Source organism: Streptomyces sp. NPDC096048 (genome assembly GCF_044763415.1).
Lineage (GTDB): Bacteria > Actinomycetota > Actinomycetes > Streptomycetales > Streptomycetaceae > Streptomyces.
In genome coordinates this window covers 422,164-439,419 of record NZ_JBIWGG010000005.1, presented here as the reverse complement: position 1 = coordinate 439,419, position 17,256 = coordinate 422,164, and the positions used below count along the sequence as shown (strand labels likewise).

The 17,256-nt window shown below is 71.0% G+C and carries 25 protein-coding genes; 20 read left to right on the top strand and 5 right to left on the bottom strand.

The genetic code is table 11. The features are described 5' to 3' along the window. Positions 1–24 precede the first annotated feature (24 nt). The gene (locus tag ACIQ6R_RS16390) at positions 25–1,239 is read right to left on the bottom strand and encodes a glycoside hydrolase family 64 protein (RefSeq protein WP_404221961.1); all 1,215 of its coding nucleotides are present in this window, start codon (positions 1,237–1,239) and stop codon (positions 25–27) included. Between the two features lie 388 nt (positions 1,240–1,627). On the opposite strand from ACIQ6R_RS16390, the gene ACIQ6R_RS16385 reads away from it, so the two are divergent. Beyond that, a complete protein-coding gene (locus ACIQ6R_RS16385) occupies positions 1,628–2,527 on the top strand; it encodes a GNAT family N-acetyltransferase (protein WP_404178288.1) in 900 nt (299 codons plus the stop codon). 120 nt (positions 2,528–2,647) lie between these two features. Further along, positions 2,648–3,013: a hypothetical protein gene (locus tag ACIQ6R_RS16380; RefSeq protein WP_404222180.1), complete on the top strand. Its 366-nt coding sequence runs from the start codon at positions 2,648–2,650 to the stop codon at positions 3,011–3,013. Positions 3,014–3,029: 16 nt separating this feature from the next. On the opposite strand, the gene ACIQ6R_RS16375 is transcribed toward ACIQ6R_RS16380, so the two are convergent. The 3 genes from ACIQ6R_RS16375 to ACIQ6R_RS16365 all read right to left on the bottom strand — a co-directional run bounded on the left by ACIQ6R_RS16375 (position 3,030) and on the right by ACIQ6R_RS16365 (position 6,499). Then, on the bottom strand, positions 3,030–3,914 hold the full coding sequence (locus tag ACIQ6R_RS16375; RefSeq protein ID WP_404221959.1) for a Gfo/Idh/MocA family protein: 885 nt from the start codon (positions 3,912–3,914) through the stop codon (positions 3,030–3,032). 334 nt (positions 3,915–4,248) lie between these two features. Continuing rightward, a complete protein-coding gene (locus tag ACIQ6R_RS16370; RefSeq protein ID WP_404221957.1) occupies positions 4,249–5,616 on the bottom strand; it encodes an integrase in 1,368 nt (455 codons plus the stop codon). A gap of 454 nt (positions 5,617–6,070) precedes the next feature. After that, positions 6,071–6,499 (bottom strand): helix-turn-helix domain-containing protein, encoded by a 429-nt coding sequence (locus tag ACIQ6R_RS16365; RefSeq protein ID WP_404221955.1) that lies wholly within the window; start codon positions 6,497–6,499, stop codon positions 6,071–6,073. 175 nt (positions 6,500–6,674) lie between these two features. Here ACIQ6R_RS16365 and ACIQ6R_RS16360 point away from each other — a divergent pair, with 175 nt between their 5' ends. The 18 genes from ACIQ6R_RS16360 (at position 6,675) to ACIQ6R_RS16275 (ending at position 16,764) form a co-directional block, all read left to right on the top strand. Beyond that, on the top strand, positions 6,675–6,932 hold the full coding sequence (locus ACIQ6R_RS16360) for a helix-turn-helix domain-containing protein (protein ID WP_404221953.1): 258 nt from the start codon (positions 6,675–6,677) through the stop codon (positions 6,930–6,932). 5 nt (positions 6,933–6,937) lie between these two features. Next, positions 6,938–7,243, top strand: a complete 306-nt coding sequence (locus ACIQ6R_RS16355) for a DNA-binding protein (RefSeq protein ID WP_404221951.1) — start codon at positions 6,938–6,940, stop codon at positions 7,241–7,243. A 95-nt stretch (positions 7,244–7,338) separates the two neighbouring features. Continuing rightward, positions 7,339–7,764, top strand: a complete 426-nt coding sequence (locus ACIQ6R_RS16350; RefSeq protein WP_404221949.1) for a hypothetical protein — start codon at positions 7,339–7,341, stop codon at positions 7,762–7,764. Then, entirely contained in the window at positions 7,761–7,961 is a 201-nt protein-coding gene (locus ACIQ6R_RS16345; protein ID WP_404221947.1) for a hypothetical protein, read from the top strand. The genes ACIQ6R_RS16350 and ACIQ6R_RS16345 overlap by 4 nt, the downstream gene beginning before the upstream one ends. Next, positions 7,958–8,854, top strand: a complete 897-nt coding sequence (locus ACIQ6R_RS16340) for a hypothetical protein (RefSeq protein ID WP_404221945.1) — start codon at positions 7,958–7,960, stop codon at positions 8,852–8,854. Before ACIQ6R_RS16345 ends, ACIQ6R_RS16340 begins: the two co-directional genes overlap by 4 nt. Beyond that, a complete protein-coding gene (locus ACIQ6R_RS16335) occupies positions 8,851–9,111 on the top strand; it encodes a hypothetical protein (protein WP_404221943.1) in 261 nt (86 codons plus the stop codon). Before ACIQ6R_RS16340 ends, ACIQ6R_RS16335 begins: the two co-directional genes overlap by 4 nt. Continuing rightward, positions 9,108–9,482 carry a hypothetical protein gene (locus tag ACIQ6R_RS16330; protein ID WP_404221941.1) on the top strand — a complete coding sequence of 125 codons (375 nt, stop codon included), beginning with the start codon at positions 9,108–9,110 and terminating at the stop codon, positions 9,480–9,482. The genes ACIQ6R_RS16335 and ACIQ6R_RS16330 overlap by 4 nt, the downstream gene beginning before the upstream one ends. After that, positions 9,479–9,961, top strand: a complete 483-nt coding sequence (locus ACIQ6R_RS16325; protein WP_404221939.1) for a hypothetical protein — start codon at positions 9,479–9,481, stop codon at positions 9,959–9,961. The genes ACIQ6R_RS16330 and ACIQ6R_RS16325 overlap by 4 nt, the downstream gene beginning before the upstream one ends. Continuing rightward, positions 9,958–10,377: a hypothetical protein gene (locus ACIQ6R_RS16320; protein WP_404221936.1), complete on the top strand. Its 420-nt coding sequence runs from the start codon at positions 9,958–9,960 to the stop codon at positions 10,375–10,377. Before ACIQ6R_RS16325 ends, ACIQ6R_RS16320 begins: the two co-directional genes overlap by 4 nt. Then, positions 10,374–11,219, top strand: a complete 846-nt coding sequence (locus tag ACIQ6R_RS16315; RefSeq protein ID WP_404221934.1) for a hypothetical protein — start codon at positions 10,374–10,376, stop codon at positions 11,217–11,219. Before ACIQ6R_RS16320 ends, ACIQ6R_RS16315 begins: the two co-directional genes overlap by 4 nt. Before the next feature lies 1 nt (position 11,220). Further along, positions 11,221–12,222: a hypothetical protein gene (locus ACIQ6R_RS16310; protein ID WP_404221931.1), complete on the top strand. Its 1,002-nt coding sequence runs from the start codon at positions 11,221–11,223 to the stop codon at positions 12,220–12,222. A gap of 61 nt (positions 12,223–12,283) precedes the next feature. Then, on the top strand, positions 12,284–13,039 hold the full coding sequence (locus ACIQ6R_RS16305) for an exonuclease domain-containing protein (RefSeq protein WP_404221929.1): 756 nt from the start codon (positions 12,284–12,286) through the stop codon (positions 13,037–13,039). After that, the gene (locus ACIQ6R_RS16300; protein ID WP_404221927.1) at positions 13,039–13,509 is read left to right on the top strand and encodes a hypothetical protein; all 471 of its coding nucleotides are present in this window, start codon (positions 13,039–13,041) and stop codon (positions 13,507–13,509) included. The genes ACIQ6R_RS16305 and ACIQ6R_RS16300 overlap by 1 nt, the downstream gene beginning before the upstream one ends. Further along, positions 13,506–13,691 (top strand): hypothetical protein, encoded by a 186-nt coding sequence (locus ACIQ6R_RS16295; protein ID WP_404221925.1) that lies wholly within the window; start codon positions 13,506–13,508, stop codon positions 13,689–13,691. Before ACIQ6R_RS16300 ends, ACIQ6R_RS16295 begins: the two co-directional genes overlap by 4 nt. Positions 13,692–13,803: 112 nt before the next feature. Further along, complete coding sequence (locus tag ACIQ6R_RS16290) at positions 13,804–14,388, top strand: WhiB family transcriptional regulator (protein ID WP_404221923.1); 585 nt, start codon at positions 13,804–13,806, stop codon at positions 14,386–14,388. Further along, positions 14,385–15,242, top strand: coding sequence for a hypothetical protein (locus ACIQ6R_RS16285; protein ID WP_404221920.1), 858 nt, complete (start codon positions 14,385–14,387; stop codon positions 15,240–15,242). Before ACIQ6R_RS16290 ends, ACIQ6R_RS16285 begins: the two co-directional genes overlap by 4 nt. After that, positions 15,239–15,859, top strand: coding sequence for a WhiB family transcriptional regulator (locus ACIQ6R_RS16280; protein WP_404221918.1), 621 nt, complete (start codon positions 15,239–15,241; stop codon positions 15,857–15,859). Before ACIQ6R_RS16285 ends, ACIQ6R_RS16280 begins: the two co-directional genes overlap by 4 nt. A 155-nt stretch (positions 15,860–16,014) precedes the next feature. Next, entirely contained in the window at positions 16,015–16,764 is a 750-nt protein-coding gene (locus ACIQ6R_RS16275; protein ID WP_404221916.1) for a methyltransferase, read from the top strand. A 67-nt stretch (positions 16,765–16,831) separates the two neighbouring features. Here the strand turns inward: ACIQ6R_RS16275 and ACIQ6R_RS16270 are convergent, their stop codons facing one another. Then, positions 16,832–17,125: a type II toxin-antitoxin system Phd/YefM family antitoxin gene (locus ACIQ6R_RS16270; RefSeq protein WP_404221914.1), complete on the bottom strand. Its 294-nt coding sequence runs from the start codon at positions 17,123–17,125 to the stop codon at positions 16,832–16,834. Positions 17,126–17,256: the final 131 nt, after the last annotated feature.

Genomic DNA, 17,256 nt, shown 5'->3' with positions numbered 1-17,256 from the left:
GCACGCCGGGCGCCCCGTCCCCGTCTAGAACGCGGTGAGCGTCAGCCTGAACCCGGTGGGGGCCGTGTCCTGGATGTAGGAGGCGAAGTCGGCCACGTCGTCGAAGGCGAAGCCGTACGCCCTGCCGTCCTCGGTGGCCGCGTGCACCGCCTTGGAGTAGTGGTTGGTCAGCGCGGTCCCGTAGAACGTCGCCGGGTCGGTCGCCGGCTGGTCGGCCGAGGAGACCAGCGTGGAGCGGTTGAAGCCGGCGCCGAGGACCGCGGCGACGGGACCGGTCGTGCCGTCGTTGGGCGCGGCGAGGGCGCCGTCGCAGAACAGCACGTCCCGGGTGGACGGCTTGCCGAAGGACACCTGGGCGGGCCCGTCGAAGGTCAGGCGGTCCCCGCGCACCCGGCCGGTGAACGTGCCGGCGTTGGTGGTGATCCTCAGGTCCTTGCCGGTGTAAGTGCTCCACACCTCGTCGATGTACGGGGCGAGGTACTCCTTGGGGAACAGACCGGCGTCCAGTCCGTGGCCGGGGGCGATCACGCGGGTGTCGTCCACGACCAGCGGCGCGAACTCCTCGATCTGTCGCAGCGCGGCGAAGACGTCCGCCCGTCCGCCCGCGCGCACGGTGCCGGTGGTCTGGTCCTTGGCACCGGTCAGCCGGATGGCGAGCGGCACGCTGAACATGTCGACCATGGTGGTGTTGCAGAACATCCCGGAGGAGTTGTACGTGAACTCCGCACAATCGTGCAGCACTCCATAGTTCGGGTCGGACTCGACCCAGCCCGCCGGGTACTGCAACGCGGCGTTTCCGGCGCCGTCGGCGACCACCTTGAACTTCAGCTTCCCGCCGAGGGACACGTAGATCCGGCCGGAGAGGTACGGCAGGCTGAGCTTGGTCTCACCGCTGCCGGCGAGGCTGATCGCGTAGTCGGTGTAGCCGTCGGCGCCGTTGTCGGAGAGGGCTACGGGTGCGACGGTGCCCTCGGGGGTGACGCGCACCTGCCGGCCGTCCACGTTTCCGACGATGTAGACGTGCACGTCGCCGTTGCCGAAGGAGCCGGTGCCGTTGACGATCGTCAGCGGCAGGGCTCCGGCGGCCTTGGTGCCGGGGCCGGCCGAGGAGCCGTCCGAGCCGACGCCCGCGAGGGCGTGCGGGGCGACGGCGGCGGCGACCGGTGCGGCCACGACCATTCCGCCGAGGGCGACGAGGAGCTTGCGGCGGGCGACTGGACGCTGGTGACGGGGAGTCATGTGGGGGGTCTCCATAGTGATCGGGACATGACAGATGGGGGACAGGCGTCTGAGAGCGCTCTCACGACGTGCGCCGATGGTACGCACGACGGATGGCCCGGCCAACCTTCCCCAGCCACCCTCAATCGCGTTGTTCCAGCTCGGAGTTGAGGTGGCCGACGCCGCTCAGGGAACGCTTAACCGCCGTTTAAGGCGCGTTTAATCCACGCCGGAAAACCGGTGGCCGCATTCGCACGGCACCCGGTACTGTCCTGGCCACGCCCCGAGATCGACGGAAGGAGGGCAGAGCCGTGCAGTTCACCTCACTTCCGCGCTCCCTCCCCGTTGTCCCGGCGTACCTCGACTGACACCGGGAGCGCGCCACGCATGACGCATCCCGGAGGAATCCATGACCGATCTGGTCATCCGCGCGCTCGACGCGAGCGACGCCCATCTCTTCGACACCCTGCCCGACCCGCTGGGCGCCCGTGAGGGCCACCGGCTCACCCACCACCGCCCCGACTGGAAGCGGGTCGCCCTGCGCGACGGCGCCGTCGTCGCCCGCGGCGCCTGGTGGGGCGGCCCCGACGACACCGAACCCGTCATCCTCAACTGGTTCGACGTGGCCGAGGGCGAGGAGGCGGCGGGAGCCGAACTCCTGAGCACCGCCCCCTGGCAGGTCGAACTCGAACTCAACCCGCCCGCCACCTGGCGCGAGGACCCCGCCCTGCGCGCCGCCGCCGAGGCACGTTTCAGCGCCGCACGGACGGCCGGGTACGACCTTCTGGTCGAACGCCTCCTGTACCGGTGGACGCCGGAGTGCGGACTCCCCGAGCGGCCCGGCCGTCTGGACTTCCGCCCCGAACCGGACGACGCGGTGTTCTTCGAAGCGCTGCGCCGCATCCACTCCGTCACCCTGGACGCCCACGCGCTCATGGACATCGAGGAGGGCGGGCTCGACAAGGCCGCTCAGTCGGAACTCGACTTCTTCAATTGGTGCCCCTCACCGCGGGAGTGGTGGCGGTTGGCCCGCACCCCGCAGGGCGAACTCGCGGGCATCCACATCCCCGCGCACAACCCGTCCGGCCCGTGCGTCGGCTTCATCGGCGTGCTGCCGGAACACCGCGGGCACGGGTACGCCTACGACCTGCTGGCCGAGTGCACCCACTTCCTGGTGGAGCGGGGCGCGGAGTTCGTCTCCGCCGCGACCGACCGGGGGAACCATCCCATGGCCGCCAACTTCGCCAAGGCCGGCTACCCGATCGTGCGGGAACGGATCAACTTCCATCCGGTGGCGGCCGACCGGTAGCCGTCTGCACCTGCGCCTGCGCCTACGCCTGTGCCCGCGCCCGCGCCCGGCCCGGGGTCGTTGTCAGTGCCGGGTGGCATGCTGTCCGGCACGGCGATCAACGGCCTGCGCGGAGGCGATGTGGGGTTCGAGGGCGAGATCTGGCACGTGCGCGGGGCGCCGGACACGGGGGAGGGGGAAACCGACGCTGAGGTCGGGGAGATCCTGATCGACGACGCCGACTTCCCCTGGCTGTCGGGCCGGTTCCGCGCCGGCCCGGCGTTCGCCACCGTCCAGGACCTGTTCACCTGCGAACTCGCCCTGGCGGAACGGGACGACGAGGGGCACTGGGCCCAGTGGGAGGCGGTCTACGCCGAGATCGAACGACGCGTGCGGCTGGTCTCTCCCGACGGTCCGGTCGCCGAGTTCCTGCTGCACATCCAGGGCGACAGAGCCTGGTTCCGGTGGAGCGACGAGCCGTTCGAGCAGGAGCGGGCCGGCGGCTGACGGCGGCTGACCGCGGTCACCGCCGGTCGCTCAGCAGGGCCTCGGCCTCGGCGAGGATCTCGGTGACCCGCAGGCCGAACGCGGCATCGCACGCGTGCGGGTGCCCGCCCCCGGCGGAGGAGAGAAGCGCGTCCGCGGCCCGCAGCAGAGCGGGCACCGGCCCGTCCGTGCTCTCCGGAAGCAGCCTCACACCGGCCCGGCCACGCAGCTCCACGGTCGCGCCCGCCGCGGCCGGCGGCGCCGTCAGGCTGAGCGTGAGCGTGCTCGACGCACCGCCGGTGTGGTCGAGGACCAGATGGACGGTGTCCCCGGGGCCCGGTGCCGCCGCCGTCACGCGCCGGGCGTCACCGAGGACCGGCAGCAGCACCGACAGGGCGTGCGGCCCCACGTCCCACAGGGCGCCCTTCTCCCGTCGCCAGGGCGAGTCGGCGAACGGGCTGTCGCCGCTGAACACCGAGCCGAGCCACTGCGCCCGCGCCGTGAACCAGTCGCCCCCGGCGGCCTGTTCGGCAATCCACGCCTCGGTCTCGGGCTGGAACCGGGCGGTGAAGAAGACGACGGAGGCGACGCCCGCCGCACGCACCGCCTCTACCACCGCCCGCCCCTCAGGCACCGTCGCCGCGAGCGGCTTGTCGAGCAGCAGATGGCACCCGGCCCGCGCCGCGCGCACCGCCGACTCGGCCTGCACGGCCGGTGGCAGCGCGATGGCGACGGCCTCCACGTCCGCCAGCAGGGCGTCGGCGTCGTCGTAGGCGCGTGTGCCGTGCCGGTCCGCCAGCTGCTTGGCGGCGTCCGGGCGGCGCCCCCACACGCCCACGAAGTCCAGTCCGTCGTGCCGGCGCAGGGCGGGGGCGTGCGCCATGTCCGCCCAGGGACCGGTGCCGAGCAGTCCGATACGCATGCCGTCGCCTCTCCGTGGTGCCGGACCCGAGCCCGGGCCCGCCGACGTTCCTTGCCGTCGACCGGCGCGCGTCAGCCCGGCCGATGCCGAGCGTGCCACACCGGCCCGGTGCCCGGGCAAGACCGCGGATTTCAGGACGGCGGCCCCGCGCGCCGGCTGGTCCTTCGCGCCGCCGCTGCCGCACGGCCCCGCCGCCGGCCTCTTCCCCCGCCGTCCACCCCGGCTCTCCTCCCCGGCTCTCCTCCCTGTCCCTCCGCCCAGCTCCGTCGTCGCCCGGGGCCCCGCGGCCCGGAGCCCACGCGTCGCACGAGGCCGGTGATTCTACCGATCCCCGCTAATCCACCACCGGCAGGCCACTGAACAGGGAAGACGCACCCACAGCACGATCCAATGGGAGAGGCGTGGGAAACGACGGCATCCACAGCCCCTCACTCACGACCTCCTTCTCCCACACCGCCTGAAGGTAGCCCACAATCCGCTCCTCCATCGGAACCGTCACTTCGCTGTACACCCCCTCGACCCCCGGCAACTCATGCCCCATCCGCGCCTCGACCGCCACCCGCGAAAGGTCACCCGGCTCGTCCAACTTCGCCTTGTGCCAATGCCGCAACCGGTAGATCGCCTCACCAGCCATCTCCGGCACCGCCGGGATCTCCTGGCGGGCGGGCCGATGCGTCTGAGGGCTGGCCGGCCGTGCGTCTGCACCGTCGCGGATGGGACTCCAGTACGTCTTGTCGAAGGCTGTCCCCAGGAGCGGCTTGCCGGTGATGGAGAGGAACACCCACGGCTGGTCATGGGAGGCCAGCAGCGCGCTGTGCATCTCATGCAAGAAGGGTGGGATCACCAGTGTCCGGTGCGAGTCGTACTTCGGGGCCGCGAGGACAGGCCTACGGTCGATCGCATAGGTCTGGTACTCGATGCGCAACGCCTTCAGGTGCTCGTACCGGGACACAGCGTCCTCGCGCACGTCAGGGTCGGGTTCCGACTGCGGCCAGTGCACCGACGAGTAGCCGCGCTGCAGCCCGTACATCTCGCCGGGCGGCCGCGCGCCGGTGAACGCGATGGTCCAGATGTACGCCCACCCCGCGTACCCCCACACCGTGTAGGCGTTGGTGGCGAGCTGGTGCACGGCGGTGATGGGCAGTGCACGCTTCGGCCGGCGGGTCTTCTTCTTCTGGTACTTGCCGCGGCGCTTCTGCTGGATGATGGGCGACTCGTCGCGCAGCCGGTACTTCACGACGGCGTCGTCCATGAGCATCTTGAACTGGCCGAGGACAGCCTTGGCGTAGTTGTCGGAGTACTTTCCCCTGATGTGCCGTTCGAACGTTGCGCATTCAATCGGCGTGATTTCGTCGACCATCCACGTGGACCAGTACGGCTTGATCACGGACCGGATCCGCTTCCGGTACGTGCTGTTGGACTGGTGGCGGAGGCTGGTTTCGGCAAGCCAGGTGTCGCAGTAGTCGCCCATGTTGACGCGGTCGGTGCTCTTGCGCCGGTTGCGCCGGTTGCGCACGTCGGACTCGCGGTCGAGGCCGAAGGCGTAGGCCTCGTCCTCGTCCGTGAAGGGGACGCCGGGCTCGGGACCGGATGCGGAGTCGTACCGCTTCTTCTTCGTTGGCTTGCCGTCGGGGTCGAGCAGGTACTCGCCGCTCCACCATTTGACCCGGATCGAGTTCCCGCGGGTCTCTACAGAAGGCATCGGGTGTCATCCCCCCGGATGTTCGAGCGAGTTGGTGCGGGAGTGTGTCGGCGGGTACCCCTACCGCCGACCGCTCCCTCTTGTGGCTGTGGTGTCTACGATGCCTGTCCGACGGGACAGGCGCCGCAGGTTCCGCAGTCACGGCCCTCGGCCGCCATGAACCGCCTCACGCGCCCCTGAATGACGCGGTCGGTGGCGGTCCTGGAGGACAGGACACACACCATCTCTCCGGCGATCTGGGTCGGGTATCCGAGGAAATCGGACGTCGGGCCCAGGTCCAGGTTGATGACATTACTCACCGGTCCCCCTAAGTGCCGTCGGGAACCTCCCCGGGTGGTTGAGCACAGCGTGACATGACGAACACGTGAACGGCAGGGGGTTGTTGAGGATTCATCAGCCCAGAGAGGTCACGATCAGATAACGGCAAAAAGGTTGTACGCAAGAAGGCTGCAGTTCAGTCGCCTTCCCTGACCTGACCCAGCCTTCGCAAGATCTCCACAAACTCGGCACTGAAGGCATTGATGTCCCCGATGGGGGTAGACGCGGGCAGTTTGGCCCGCGCCGCTTCGAATGCCGCCCGCTGCGCCTCTTCCTCGCTGAGCGTCACGGTCGGCGAGGTGTCGGTGGCAGCGATGTCATCGGCCGCGAGGACGGGGTTGCCGCCCTCGGCAATGGCGAGGCAGCTGCCGATCGCCCAGCCGAGTGCCTTGTCCACCTTCGCGTAAGTCGACTCACGGACCTCTTGGCCCTCCTCGACCCGCTTCCAGGTGTTTCTGGTGATGCCCGCAGCTTCGGCCGCCGCGTCACGCGACGGGTACTGCTCCATGCGATGGGCCTTCACGCGCTGCGCGAGCCGATCGAGATCGCGGGGGGTGGTCGTCATGTCGACATCTTCGCAGGGCTACTCAGTTCCAACCAGTTCCAGTTAGGTAAACGGCTGGATTTCGTGAACTTGAGACCATCTCCGACCAGCGCATATGCCCGTACAAGGTCAACACGGGTCAGTAACATCCATCATGGGGTAGACAACCAGGGTCAACTAGGGTTAGTTTCTAAGCATGCACCAACCCCCGACCTTCGAGGTCAACGGGGACGCGATCCGCGAGGAGCGCATGCAAGCGGGGCTCACCCAGACCGAGCTGGCCAGACACGCGGGAATCAGCCCCCGCTACGTCAGCCACCTGGAGAACGGCACCCGCAGACACATGGGCCCCAAGGCATACCGCCGTCTCCGCGACGCCCTGCAAGCGCCCGACTCACGCATACGGCGCACGCCTCCTCGCCCCACCGAGGACCCACCCCACGAAAGGCAGTGACCCCCGTGTCTACGGACAAGCGGAAGTACCACCAGCCGCAGCCGCCGGCCGACCCCGCCCAGGAGTACATGACCGTCCAGGAGACGGCCTACGTCCTGAAGTGCGGCATTAAGTGGCTGCGCGAACTCCTCCGGGCCCGCCCGGAGTTGTGCGGCCGGAACGGCGAGCGCGGCCGGATCGTCACGGACCGCGAGCAGCGGGCTGCGATCCACGCCGTCCGCTCCGCCGGCGACCCGCGCACCGGCCGGACGATCCCGCGGCCGCGCCGGCGTCCGGCGCCCGCCCGCAGGCCGGCTCTCGCCAAGGCCTGACCCCACACACGCCGAAGGGCCGCCCGCTTTGACCGGCCTGGCGACCCCACGACTCGGCGCCCCTACCAACCCGTACACGAGAAGGAGAGGCCACCGTGGCCACATCATTGCAGACCAGCAGCAGGGTTCTTCCGCTGCATGCGTCGCCGCTGGCGGCGCCGACGACGGTGCCCGGAGTGTTCCGGGCGGCGGCTCGGTTGCTCGCCTCGAACGGCTTGTACAAGGGCGACTACGTGCCCGACGCCTTCGACCGGGAGATGTGCGTCCCGCATTTCCTGCGGCCGATGTCGATCGTGGCGGCGCTGAAGTGCGCGACGACCGGTGACCCGCACCGCACCTCGCTGCTGTCGGATCGGGCGATCGGCACGCTGGCGCTGCGCCTGAACGACGGGCCGGAGTACGGCGACATCGACTCGCTGGAAGTGCACGTCGACGCGTGGGGCGACTTGGAGTTGCGGACCACGGAGTCGGCGGTGGCGGTTCTGGAGGCGGCTGCGGACGCTACGGAGGTGGCGTCGTGAACGCGGTGGCGATCAGCGTGCCGGTGATGGTGCGCGCGGAGGACGTGGAGGAGGCCCGCCTCGCGGAGGTGGACCGGGAGTTCACGGAGTACTTCGGTCCGAACTGGCGGCGGTGGAAGCCGTGGCAGGTGGAGCAGTACGTCGCGGCGATCGAGAAGGTCCACGCCGAGTTCGCCCCGCAGGGGGTGGCGGCATGAACACGAAGCGGGTGAACAGCGCGGCCGGGGTGATCCACGCCGCGCAGGTGAACGGGAAGCAGACGGCGACCGGGCTGGCGGCCGACCTGGAGTCGGCGTGCATGCTGCAGGACCCGGAGACCGCGAAGGAACTGGCCGCGTTCCGGGCGCTGGAACTGGGTGACGTAGACGGCCGCGTGTCGGCGACGTGCGGGAAGCCGCACCACCCGACGTGGCTCCGCGCGGTGGACGACACCCGGGGTTGCCCGTGGTGCGAGATCGACGCCGCGCACGAGGAGACGATCGGCGCGAACCTCGCCCGCTGGGAAGAGGAGCAGGACACCGCTCGTCTGCGGCTGGCACTGAAGTCGGCGCAGCGTGGCCGCCGCGAGGCGCGGGAGGTCACGCGGAACGCGGTGCGTGTCACCGAGCAATCGGTAGCTGAGCTGAAGCGGGAGCACGCTGCGAACACCGGGCAGGGCCCGGACGTCGACGCCTCGGTGGACAAGCTGACGCGGCTACTGGCGCCGACGCAGGCCCTCCGCGAGCCGGAGCAGGGCCCCGCTCTCCCGTGGGCGCACGGCATGTCGGACCACGACCTGCACGGCTTCCTCGACCAGCTCTTGTCGGCTGCTTTGGGCCGCTGGCAGCACTCGCCGGAGGTTCCGGACCGGGTGACGCTCGCGGAGATCGAGAAGGTGTGCGCCCTGTGGCGGACGCCGGGGGAGGGGAACCGCCTCGACGGGTCGGAGTTCGACGGCGCCGTGGTCCAGCTCGCCCCGCAGGCCGGGCCGGAGCAGGGTGCGTGTACGGAGTGCGGGGACGGCCCGAGTAAGTGGTGCGTCGGCTGCGCGAAGTGCTCCTGCGAGCCGAAGCACGACAAAGGCTGCATGTACGCGAGCACCCCGCGATGAGTGGCCAACCGACCACCGGTGATGACGTGCTGGCCGCCGTGCTCCTCGCCGTCAGCCTGTACGCCGCCGTGCTGGTCGTCTGGTTCCTGCTGATCGACGTGCCGCTGTCCCCACGCCGCGCCTACCGGGCCCTTGCCCGCCGCGCTCGACGGCAGCCCGCGCCGCGCCTGCCGCACTGGGCGCGGACCGGCCACCTCCCCACCTCTCCTTCTTCTTCTGCGGCCCGTGGCCGCCACCGCCGAGGAGGCACCTCGTGAGCACCAACCCGCAACTCTCCTTCGAACCCCGCTCCGACTGGCTCGCCGGCTACCTGCGCGCGGACCAGATCCGTACCGACACCCTCGTCCAGCTCGTCGCCGGCTGGGGCGACCCGGACACCCGTGACGAGGTGCTCGACGCGCTCGACGCCCTGGCCGCGATCGTGCAGGGCACGGTCCGCGAGGGCGAGCTGGACGCCGCCGTCGAGGAGGTGGAGGGCGTCGCGTCGATGGACACGGCCCGCCTGGAACTGGACGCCTTCACCGTGCGCCGTCTGGCGGGGGAGCTGTCCGGGGTGCAGGAGAAGGTCTGCCGGTTCAACCCGCAGGGCATCGTCCCGGCGCCGCGCGAGGGGCGGTGGACCGCATGAGCGCCCGCAAGAAGGTCGCCGGTCTCCTGTGGTGGTCCGTCCCCTCGGGGACCGACGAGGAGGCCAAGGCCAGGACGAACCAGCTCCTCGACGAACTGGCCGCCGAGGTGATGGCCGAGCGGGACACGCAGTTCGTGGCGTGGCTGTTGAAGAAGTCCCGCGAGTACCCGACCGACCCGGCCCGCCAGGAGAAGGCGGCGGACGTGATCGCCCGGCTCGCGTCGAAGGTGGCGCGGGGCGCGGTCCGCCCGAACAACCTCCGCACCGACTTCTTCCAGCCCGGACAGACCTACACCAGCGGTACGTGGACCTTCCGCTGCGAGGCGATCAGCCCCAGTCCCACCACCGGTGAACGCCGCGCCCTCGGTTGGACGGACACCCCCGTCTACGACGTCCGGCACTGGCACCCCACCGCGCTGGACCCGGACGACTGGACCCACGGCGGCTGGACCGTCACCGAGAGCGGTGAGGAGTCGTGACCGCCATGCAGCCCGAGGTCGCCGCGCTCGTCACCCGGCAGCGCGAGCAGCGCCTCGCCGAAGGCATCGCTGCTGAGGCCCGCCACCAAATGGACCCCAACGAGGGCCCCTTCGAGAAGGCCTTCGAACAGATGGCCTGCGACCACCCCGAGAAGTGCGCCTGCGAGCCCGCCGGCATCCCCGGCTTCCTCGCCCACCTCTCCGGCGGAGACCTCCCCACCGACGCCGTCCGCGAAGAACGCTGCATCCGCCAACCCATCGGCTGCGGCCAGCCCCTCATCACGGCCAACGGCACCACCCGCGTGTTCTGGAACGAGACCGAGGCCGCCCGCTACCAGCAGGAGTGGCAGATCACCGGCCTCTGCCCCGACTGCCAGGACCGCCTCACCGACGACGAGGACGGATACGAGCAGTGACCAACCCCAAGCACGCCCGGGACACCGCGCGGGGTCGCTACTACAGCGACCCCGCCGGGGGCCCCGACCTCGTCTCCGTCACCAACGTCATCGACACCGCCGTCAACAAGTCCATGGCCCTCGTCCCCTGGGGCGTCAAGGTCACCCTGGAATACGCCCTCGACCGGTGGAACGTCATCACCGACCGCGTCGCCGACGACCGGACCGCGCTGACCAAGGAACTCAAGGCCGTCCACCGCGACGTCCGCGAGCAAGCCGCCGACCTCGGCGACCGCGTCCATACCGCCGCCGAAGCCCGCGTCCTCGGCGCCCCCGTCGCCGACGACCCGATCGTCAACCCCTACGTCGCGCAACTCGACACCTGGCTCGCCTCGTGGGGCGTCGACCTCAACGAGCACATCGAGGCCACCGAGATCACCTGCCTGCACCGCCGCCTCGGCTACGCCGGCACCGCCGACCTCATGGTGTGGCTGCCGACCGGGCCCGGCCACCGGCTGGAGCTATGGCTGATCGACTACAAGTCCTCCGCCACCCGCTCCGCCAAGTCGGTGTACCCGGAGAACACGCTGCAACTGGCCGCGCTCCGCTACTGCGAGTCGGTCCTCCTCCCCGACGACACCGAGCAGCCGATGCCCCGCATCGAACGCACCGGCGTCCTCAACCTCCGCGCCGCCAGCCACGCCCTGGTCCCGATGCCCGCCGACCGGACCGCGCACCGCGCGTTCCGCGGCGCCCTGGAGACCACCCACTGGCTGCACGCCGCCCCGTCCACCTACCCCGCGCTGTTCGCCCCGGGCCACGAGCCCGCGCCGCGACGCCGCGCCGCACGAAAGGCCGCCTGACATGGGGTCCCGACTCCGGAACATCCAAGCCCGCGCCGCCGAGCACGGCCGGCTGCGCACGGGCTACACGCAGGGCAACCGCCCGATGCGCTCGTCGACGTGGGTGATCACCTCCCACTCGGAGGAGCACGTCGCCACCGCGGCGAAGCTGTGGGGTGGTGAGCCCGAGCAGTGGTCGCCGCTCAACAGCACGATCTCGCAGTGGCGGGTCATCACGAAGGCGTCGTCGATCGAGGCGCTGATCACCCCCGGCGACCCGCTGAACCAGTACAACGAGATGTGGTCCAAGGGCGGCTGCCAGCGCCGCTGCGACGGCGAGACCGAACTCCTCTCCCGCCAAGCCTGCCTGTGCGCCCGCCAGTTCGGTGACGACTGGCACCTCCAGCCGAAGGGCCGCGTCTGCTCCACCACTTCCCGGCTGAACGTGATGCTGCCGGACCTGTCCGGGATGGGCATGTGGCGGGCCGAGACCCACTCCTTCTACGCCGCGCAGGAGTGGGGCGGCATGGTCGACATGGTCCTCGCCGGGACCGACAGCCGTGGGTTCGTGCCGGTGAACCTGCGGATCGAGCCCAGGCAGCGGGTCGCGGACGGGCAGACGAAGAAGTTCCCCGTGGTCGTGGTCGAGCTGCGCGGGGTGACGCCGCGGCAGGCCCTCGCCGGGCCGATGAACGCAGCCACCGCCCTCGACCCGGGCGCCACCAGCCAGGCCCGCGCGGCGATCGAGGCGCCCCGCCCGGACTACCTCGCGGACGCCGCGGCGGCCCTCACCTCGGACGACGTCCGCGACGTGTGGATGCAGGCCCGGCAGGCGGGCCACGTCCACCCGAAGGGCGAGGACGAGCTGTCGAAGCAGCTCATGAAGCTCGCCGCCGAGAAGGACGCCGAGACGGAGCAGGCCCGGAAGGAGCCGGTGCCGGACGAGGACGGCGCTGTGGACGCCGAGATCGTCGACGACTCCGAGCCGCCCGCCTGGCCCGCCGTCGCTCAGCCTCCCGCGTAGCCCGCACACGAACGGCCGGCCCGCGGGCTATGCGGGCCGGCCGCCCACAGAAGGACACCACATGAACCAGCAGACCAGCCAGCAGGCCCCGCCCTGGTACCTGGGCCGCCTCGCCGGCTTCGACCTGGAGACCACGGGCGTCAGCCCCGAACGGGACCGGATCGTCACCGCGTGCGTCGTCCAGTGCGGCGACAGGAAGCCCGTCGCCTCCGCCACGTGGATGGCCTACCCGGGCGTGGAGATCCCGGAGGGCGCCGCCGCGGTCCACGGCATCACCACCGAGAAGGCCCGCGCCGAAGGGCGCCCGGCCGGTGAGGTCGTCGAGGAGGTCATCGTCGCCCTCACTGCGGTCGTCCAGTCCGGCATCCCGGTCGTCGCGATGAACGCTGCCTTCGACCTGACGATGTTGGACCGGGAGGCCCGCCGCTACGGCCTGCATGCCCTCACGGACTACGTCGGTCAGGACTTGCGGGTCGTCGACCCGTTCGTCCTCGACAAGCACGTGGACCCGTACCGGCGGGGGAAGCGGACGCTGACGGACCTGTGCCGTCACTACCAGGTCCCTCTCGACGGCGCGCACGACGCCGCCGCAGACGCGGTCGCCGCGTGCCGGGTGGCGTGGCGGATCGCTTCCACCCACGGCGAGATCGGCAACGCGTCGATCGATGACCTGCACGCCCTCCAGGTTGGTTGGGCGCGCGAGCAGGCGGAGTCCCTCGCGGACTACTTCCGCCGTACCCCCGGCAAGGAGCAGCACGCGGACGGCGTCCGTGGCGACTGGCCGCTCATCCCGCACCCCCGAACGGAGTCCCGCTGATGCCCGTGACCCGCGCCCGCTACGAGGCCCTGAAGAACGCGCACGCCGCCCTGAAGCAGAAGTACCGGGAGGCGACGCGCGAGCAGCAGAACCACAACCGCGTCGACCGGCTCACCGCGGCGACCATCACCCGCCTCTCCGACGAGAACAAGGCGCTGCGGGGCATCGCCGCCGCCCTGGTCCTCCAGATGGAGGGGTCGGGCCGGTACGAGGACGCGACCGCCCTCCGCCGCCAGATCCTCGGGGCGGGCCTGGACCTGAGCGAGGAGATCGGCACCCGGGCCCCGAGTGCGCGCCTCGCCAAGCGCCAGTACACGCCGGCGGAGGCTGCGCTCATCGCCGATCTGCGGCGGACTCGGGAGGTCGCCGCCGCGTTCGAGAACCGCTGCCTGGAACTCCAGAAGGTCAACGAGGCGCAGGACATCCTCCTCCGCGAGGCCGCCGACCAGGTCCCTGGGAGGGCGGCGTGAAGCTCACCGTCCGGCACCTCGTCCGCGGCCTCGGCCGCCACCGCGCCCCGCGTATCCCGGGTCAGCTCGCGGCGCAGCGGTTCGCGCACTGCCCCGCCTGCGGCGTCGAAACCGCCACCACCATCCACGGCCAGGCGCTGCTTTGCGCCGAAGGCCACATCATCCTCGGGGGGAACCAGTGACCACCCTGCCCGCCCCGGCCGCCACCACGGCGGCCGGGCCCCGGCCCGACCTCGCTCGAGACCCCGGGCGCCGTGATCCGCGTGTGGCGACTGCTCGAGAGGCGGTGGCCCGATGACCCGCATCGAGCGCGCCTCCGACTGGCGCGACCAAGCCCTGTGCGCCACCCCGGCCTACTGCGGCGTCGACTTCTTCCCCCAGCCCGGCGACCAGCAAGGCGCTGCTGAAGCCAGGACCGTGTGCGAAGGCTGCCCCGTGCGCATGGCCTGCCTGCGCGACGCGCTGCGTCAGGAGGGGGGCTCCCGCGCCGAGTACCGGCACGGTATCCGTGGCGGCCTCACCGCTGAGGAGCGGCGAACGCTGTACGAACGCGTGATGCAGTCCCGTCGGCGTACACGGCGGGCGCGGGGCGAGTCGGTCGAGCGTTCGGTTGCCGAGTGCGGAACGGTCTCCGGCTACAACAAGCACCGGCGGGAGGAGACCGAGCCGTGCGAGGCGTGCCTCCGCGCAAAGGCTGAGTACAGGCGCAGGTACAGGCCGGCGCCGACGCAGCGGCGGATCGCCGCGTGCGGTACCCGCAGCGGATACCAGAAGCACCTCCGCGACAAGACGGAGATCTGTGCCCCGTGCCGTCGGGCCAACACGGACGCCGACAACCGGCTGCGCCGCACCGGCACCACTAAGGCGGTGGCTCGATGACCGTCCGTGCTGACGTCGCCGAGCTCCTGCACGCCGGGTACGGGGACCGCACCATCGCCCGCAGGCTCGGCGTCACCGCCGCCTCCGTCACCGCGGCGCGGGCCACCCTCGGCCTGCCGCCGGGGCGCGCCGGGCACAAGCCGGCCGGCTCCCCGGAGGATCTGTTCTGGCGCCGCACGAAGCCCGTCGACGGCGGCCACCTCGAATGGACCGGGCACCGCACGAACAAGGGCGTCGCCGCCATCAAGTGGCAGGGCACCGCGTACACCGCGGGCCGGATCGCCTACCGCATCCGCTACGGCGAAGACCCTGTCGGTCACACCCACGCCCCGTGCGGCTACGACGGCTGCGTCGCCCCCGCCCACGTCGAGGACTCCAAGGTCGTCACCCGCAAGGGACGGCCGGGCGCCGGGCGGAAGGCGAACGCTGACCGCGGCCAGATCGTGGCGCTGCTCCTCGACGGGCACACCGACGACGCCATCCGGCGCGAGCTGCGGGTCGACGCGAAGCGGATCGCCGTCATCCGCCGCGAGGAGGACATCGCCCGGGCGCCGCGACCGGTCGTCACGTTCGCGGAGAAGTGGGCGGCCCACACCGTCCCGGCCGACGGCGGGCACGTGGCGTGGACCGGCCGGCGCCGCGAGAACACGCCGTCTCTGGTGTACCGGGGCCGCGAGTACTCCGCCCGCCGCGCCGCGTTCGAGGAGCACTACGGGCGCGAGCCGGTCGGCAACGTCCTCCCCGGCTGCGGCTGGGAGCCGTGCGTCCGCCCCGACCACCTCGAAGACCGAACCATCCGGCAAGCCCTCTCCACTCAACTCGCCTCGATCTTCGGAACCGGAGCAGCAGCATGATCGACCTCAGCGCGTACCTGCCGGCCCCCAAGCAGTGGTCCAAGCACGCCGCCTGCGCAGGCGACCCGGAGCGGATGTTCCCCGACAACCACGAACCCCGCATCCGCGACGCCAAGCAGGTGTGCCACGGCTGCCCTGTCCGCATGGCCTGCCTCCAAGACGCCCTCCGCACCGACGACAACGACTGGGGAATCCGCGGTGCCCTCCGGCCGTCCGAGCGGCGCAAGGTCGCCGAACTCCTCGACGGCCGATACGACAACCCGGACCAGGTGGCCGCCGCCGTACAGCAAGTCCTGCACCCGGGCGACGCCCGGCCCCTCCGCGAGGTGTTCTTCGGACACACCGAGGAGACCCCCGACGGCCACCTGAAGTGGACCGGGCACTCCACGTTCAGCTGGAAGGGCAAGGTCTACGCCCCCAAGCGCACCAGCTTCTTCCTCCACCGCGGCCGCGAGGCGAACGGGAACGTCCGCCGGACCCCGTCCTGCCCGCTGATCGAGTGCGTGCACCCCATGCACCTGGAGGACGGCGCCGAGCGCGAGCGCCGGGTGGTCGCCGCGCGGGAGGCGAAGGCCCTGATCCGGCAGGCGAAGCAGCCGAAGCAGTCCGCGGCATGACCGGCGACGGGCCCGTGTGCGACATCCCCGCACCGCATGACGGGCCCGTCCGCCCCTACCCGTGCGGCCCTCGCTGCTCACGGCACTCCCCGTGGCGGGCGCGCGACCTCCCCGAACCACCACCCGGACTCACACCCACCCTGGAGAACACGACCATGAAGGTCCCCACCGAAGTCCTCGCAGTCCTCGACCGTGCCGAGACCGACGGGTCCCGCCTCGTCCTCACCGGCACGCTCGACCGGAAGCTGTACCTCGACACCGCCAAGGTCCTGGAGGCCGCCGGCGGCAAGTGGAACCGCAAGGCCAAGGCCCACCTGTTCGACGGCGACGCCGCCGACGTCATCGAGACCGTCATCCTCACCGGCGAGGTCACCAGCACCCGGCAGCAGTTCGGCTACTTCCCCACCCCCGCCCCGATCGTCCAGCAACTCATCGACCTCGCCGACATCCAGCCCGGCATGCGAGTCCTGGAGCCGTCCGCCGGCCGCGGCGCCATCGCCCTCGCCGCAGTCCGCGCCGGAGCAGTCGTGGACTGCGTGGAGATCCAGCCCGACCACGCCAACGCCCTCATCGCCCACCGCGAGCGCAATATCACCGTCATCACCGGCGACTTCCTCACCACCGACCCGCAGCCGGTCTATGACCGCGTGGTGATGAACCCGCCGTTCGCGAAGGAAGCCGACCTGATCCACGTCAAGCACGCGTGGGAGGCCCTGAAGCCCGGCGGCCAGCTCGTCGCCGTCATGTCCGCCGGGGTCACCTTCCGGCAGACCAACCGCGCCGTCGCCTTCCGCTCCCGACTGGACGCCCTGGGCGGCGCGCTGCACCCGCTGCCCGACGGCTCCTTCAAGGAGTCCGGCACTGGCGTGAACACCGTCATCGCCGTGTTGCCGAAGCCGCTCTGACCCGCCCGCACGACGAAGCCCCGCACCACACGGTGCGGGGCCCGGAGAAGAGAGGAGGGAACCGATGTCAGAGCACGTCATCTTCCGACCGGCGAGGCCGCTTCACGATGCGCCGCTTCTTCATCTCGGCCTTGGTCAGCAGTTCCTCGTACATGTCGGGGTCCTCCTTCTTCAGGAGGTCGACCAGCCGGCGCAGCGCCTTGAGCTCGTCGTAGTCCTCGACGGAGGTCAGGACGGCTTGGGGCTTGTCCCGCCGGGTGAGCACGACGGGCGTGCCGAGGAGGCGTACCTCGGCGATGACGTCGGTCATGTTCGCGCGGGCGTCGGACACGCCCATGCGCTTCTCGGCGGACTGGCTCATGCGACCAGGATACACAGCAGACGAACATGTAAGTGCGTCGCGTTGTACAATTCAAGCGTAGGGGAGCCCCGGCGGATACCGCCCTGAGAGGCCCTGGTTCCACGCGCCCGAAACCCCTGATCACCCGCACG

What these genes read in the sequence shown, in the direction of transcription:
- ACIQ6R_RS16310 (WP_404221931.1), top strand. Translation starts at nt 11,221, where the DNA reads ATGGGGTCCCGACTCCGGAACATCCAAGCCCGCGCCGCCGAGCACGGC.
- ACIQ6R_RS16305 (WP_404221929.1), top strand. Translation starts at nt 12,284, where the DNA reads ATGAACCAGCAGACCAGCCAGCAGGCCCCGCCCTGGTACCTGGGCCGC.
- ACIQ6R_RS16285 (WP_404221920.1), top strand. Translation starts at nt 14,385, where the DNA reads ATGACCGTCCGTGCTGACGTCGCCGAGCTCCTGCACGCCGGGTACGGG.
- ACIQ6R_RS16340 (WP_404221945.1), top strand. Translation starts at nt 7,958, where the DNA reads ATGAACACGAAGCGGGTGAACAGCGCGGCCGGGGTGATCCACGCCGCG.
- ACIQ6R_RS16300 (WP_404221927.1), top strand. Translation starts at nt 13,039, where the DNA reads ATGCCCGTGACCCGCGCCCGCTACGAGGCCCTGAAGAACGCGCACGCC.
- ACIQ6R_RS16270 (WP_404221914.1), bottom strand. Translation starts at nt 17,125, where the DNA reads ATGAGCCAGTCCGCCGAGAAGCGCATGGGCGTGTCCGACGCCCGCGCG.
- ACIQ6R_RS16290 (WP_404221923.1), top strand. Translation starts at nt 13,804, where the DNA reads ATGACCCGCATCGAGCGCGCCTCCGACTGGCGCGACCAAGCCCTGTGC.
- ACIQ6R_RS16275 (WP_404221916.1), top strand. Translation starts at nt 16,015, where the DNA reads ATGAAGGTCCCCACCGAAGTCCTCGCAGTCCTCGACCGTGCCGAGACC.
- ACIQ6R_RS16335 (WP_404221943.1), top strand. Translation starts at nt 8,851, where the DNA reads ATGAGTGGCCAACCGACCACCGGTGATGACGTGCTGGCCGCCGTGCTC.
- ACIQ6R_RS16325 (WP_404221939.1), top strand. Translation starts at nt 9,479, where the DNA reads ATGAGCGCCCGCAAGAAGGTCGCCGGTCTCCTGTGGTGGTCCGTCCCC.
- ACIQ6R_RS16370 (WP_404221957.1), bottom strand. Translation starts at nt 5,616, where the DNA reads ATGCCTTCTGTAGAGACCCGCGGGAACTCGATCCGGGTCAAATGGTGG.
- ACIQ6R_RS16390 (WP_404221961.1), bottom strand. Translation starts at nt 1,239, where the DNA reads ATGACTCCCCGTCACCAGCGTCCAGTCGCCCGCCGCAAGCTCCTCGTC.
- ACIQ6R_RS16375 (WP_404221959.1), bottom strand. Translation starts at nt 3,914, where the DNA reads ATGCGTATCGGACTGCTCGGCACCGGTCCCTGGGCGGACATGGCGCAC.
- ACIQ6R_RS16280 (WP_404221918.1), top strand. Translation starts at nt 15,239, where the DNA reads ATGATCGACCTCAGCGCGTACCTGCCGGCCCCCAAGCAGTGGTCCAAG.
- ACIQ6R_RS16365 (WP_404221955.1), bottom strand. Translation starts at nt 6,499, where the DNA reads ATGACGACCACCCCCCGCGATCTCGATCGGCTCGCGCAGCGCGTGAAG.
- ACIQ6R_RS16385 (WP_404178288.1), top strand. Translation starts at nt 1,628, where the DNA reads ATGACCGATCTGGTCATCCGCGCGCTCGACGCGAGCGACGCCCATCTC.
- ACIQ6R_RS16360 (WP_404221953.1), top strand. Translation starts at nt 6,675, where the DNA reads ATGCACCAACCCCCGACCTTCGAGGTCAACGGGGACGCGATCCGCGAG.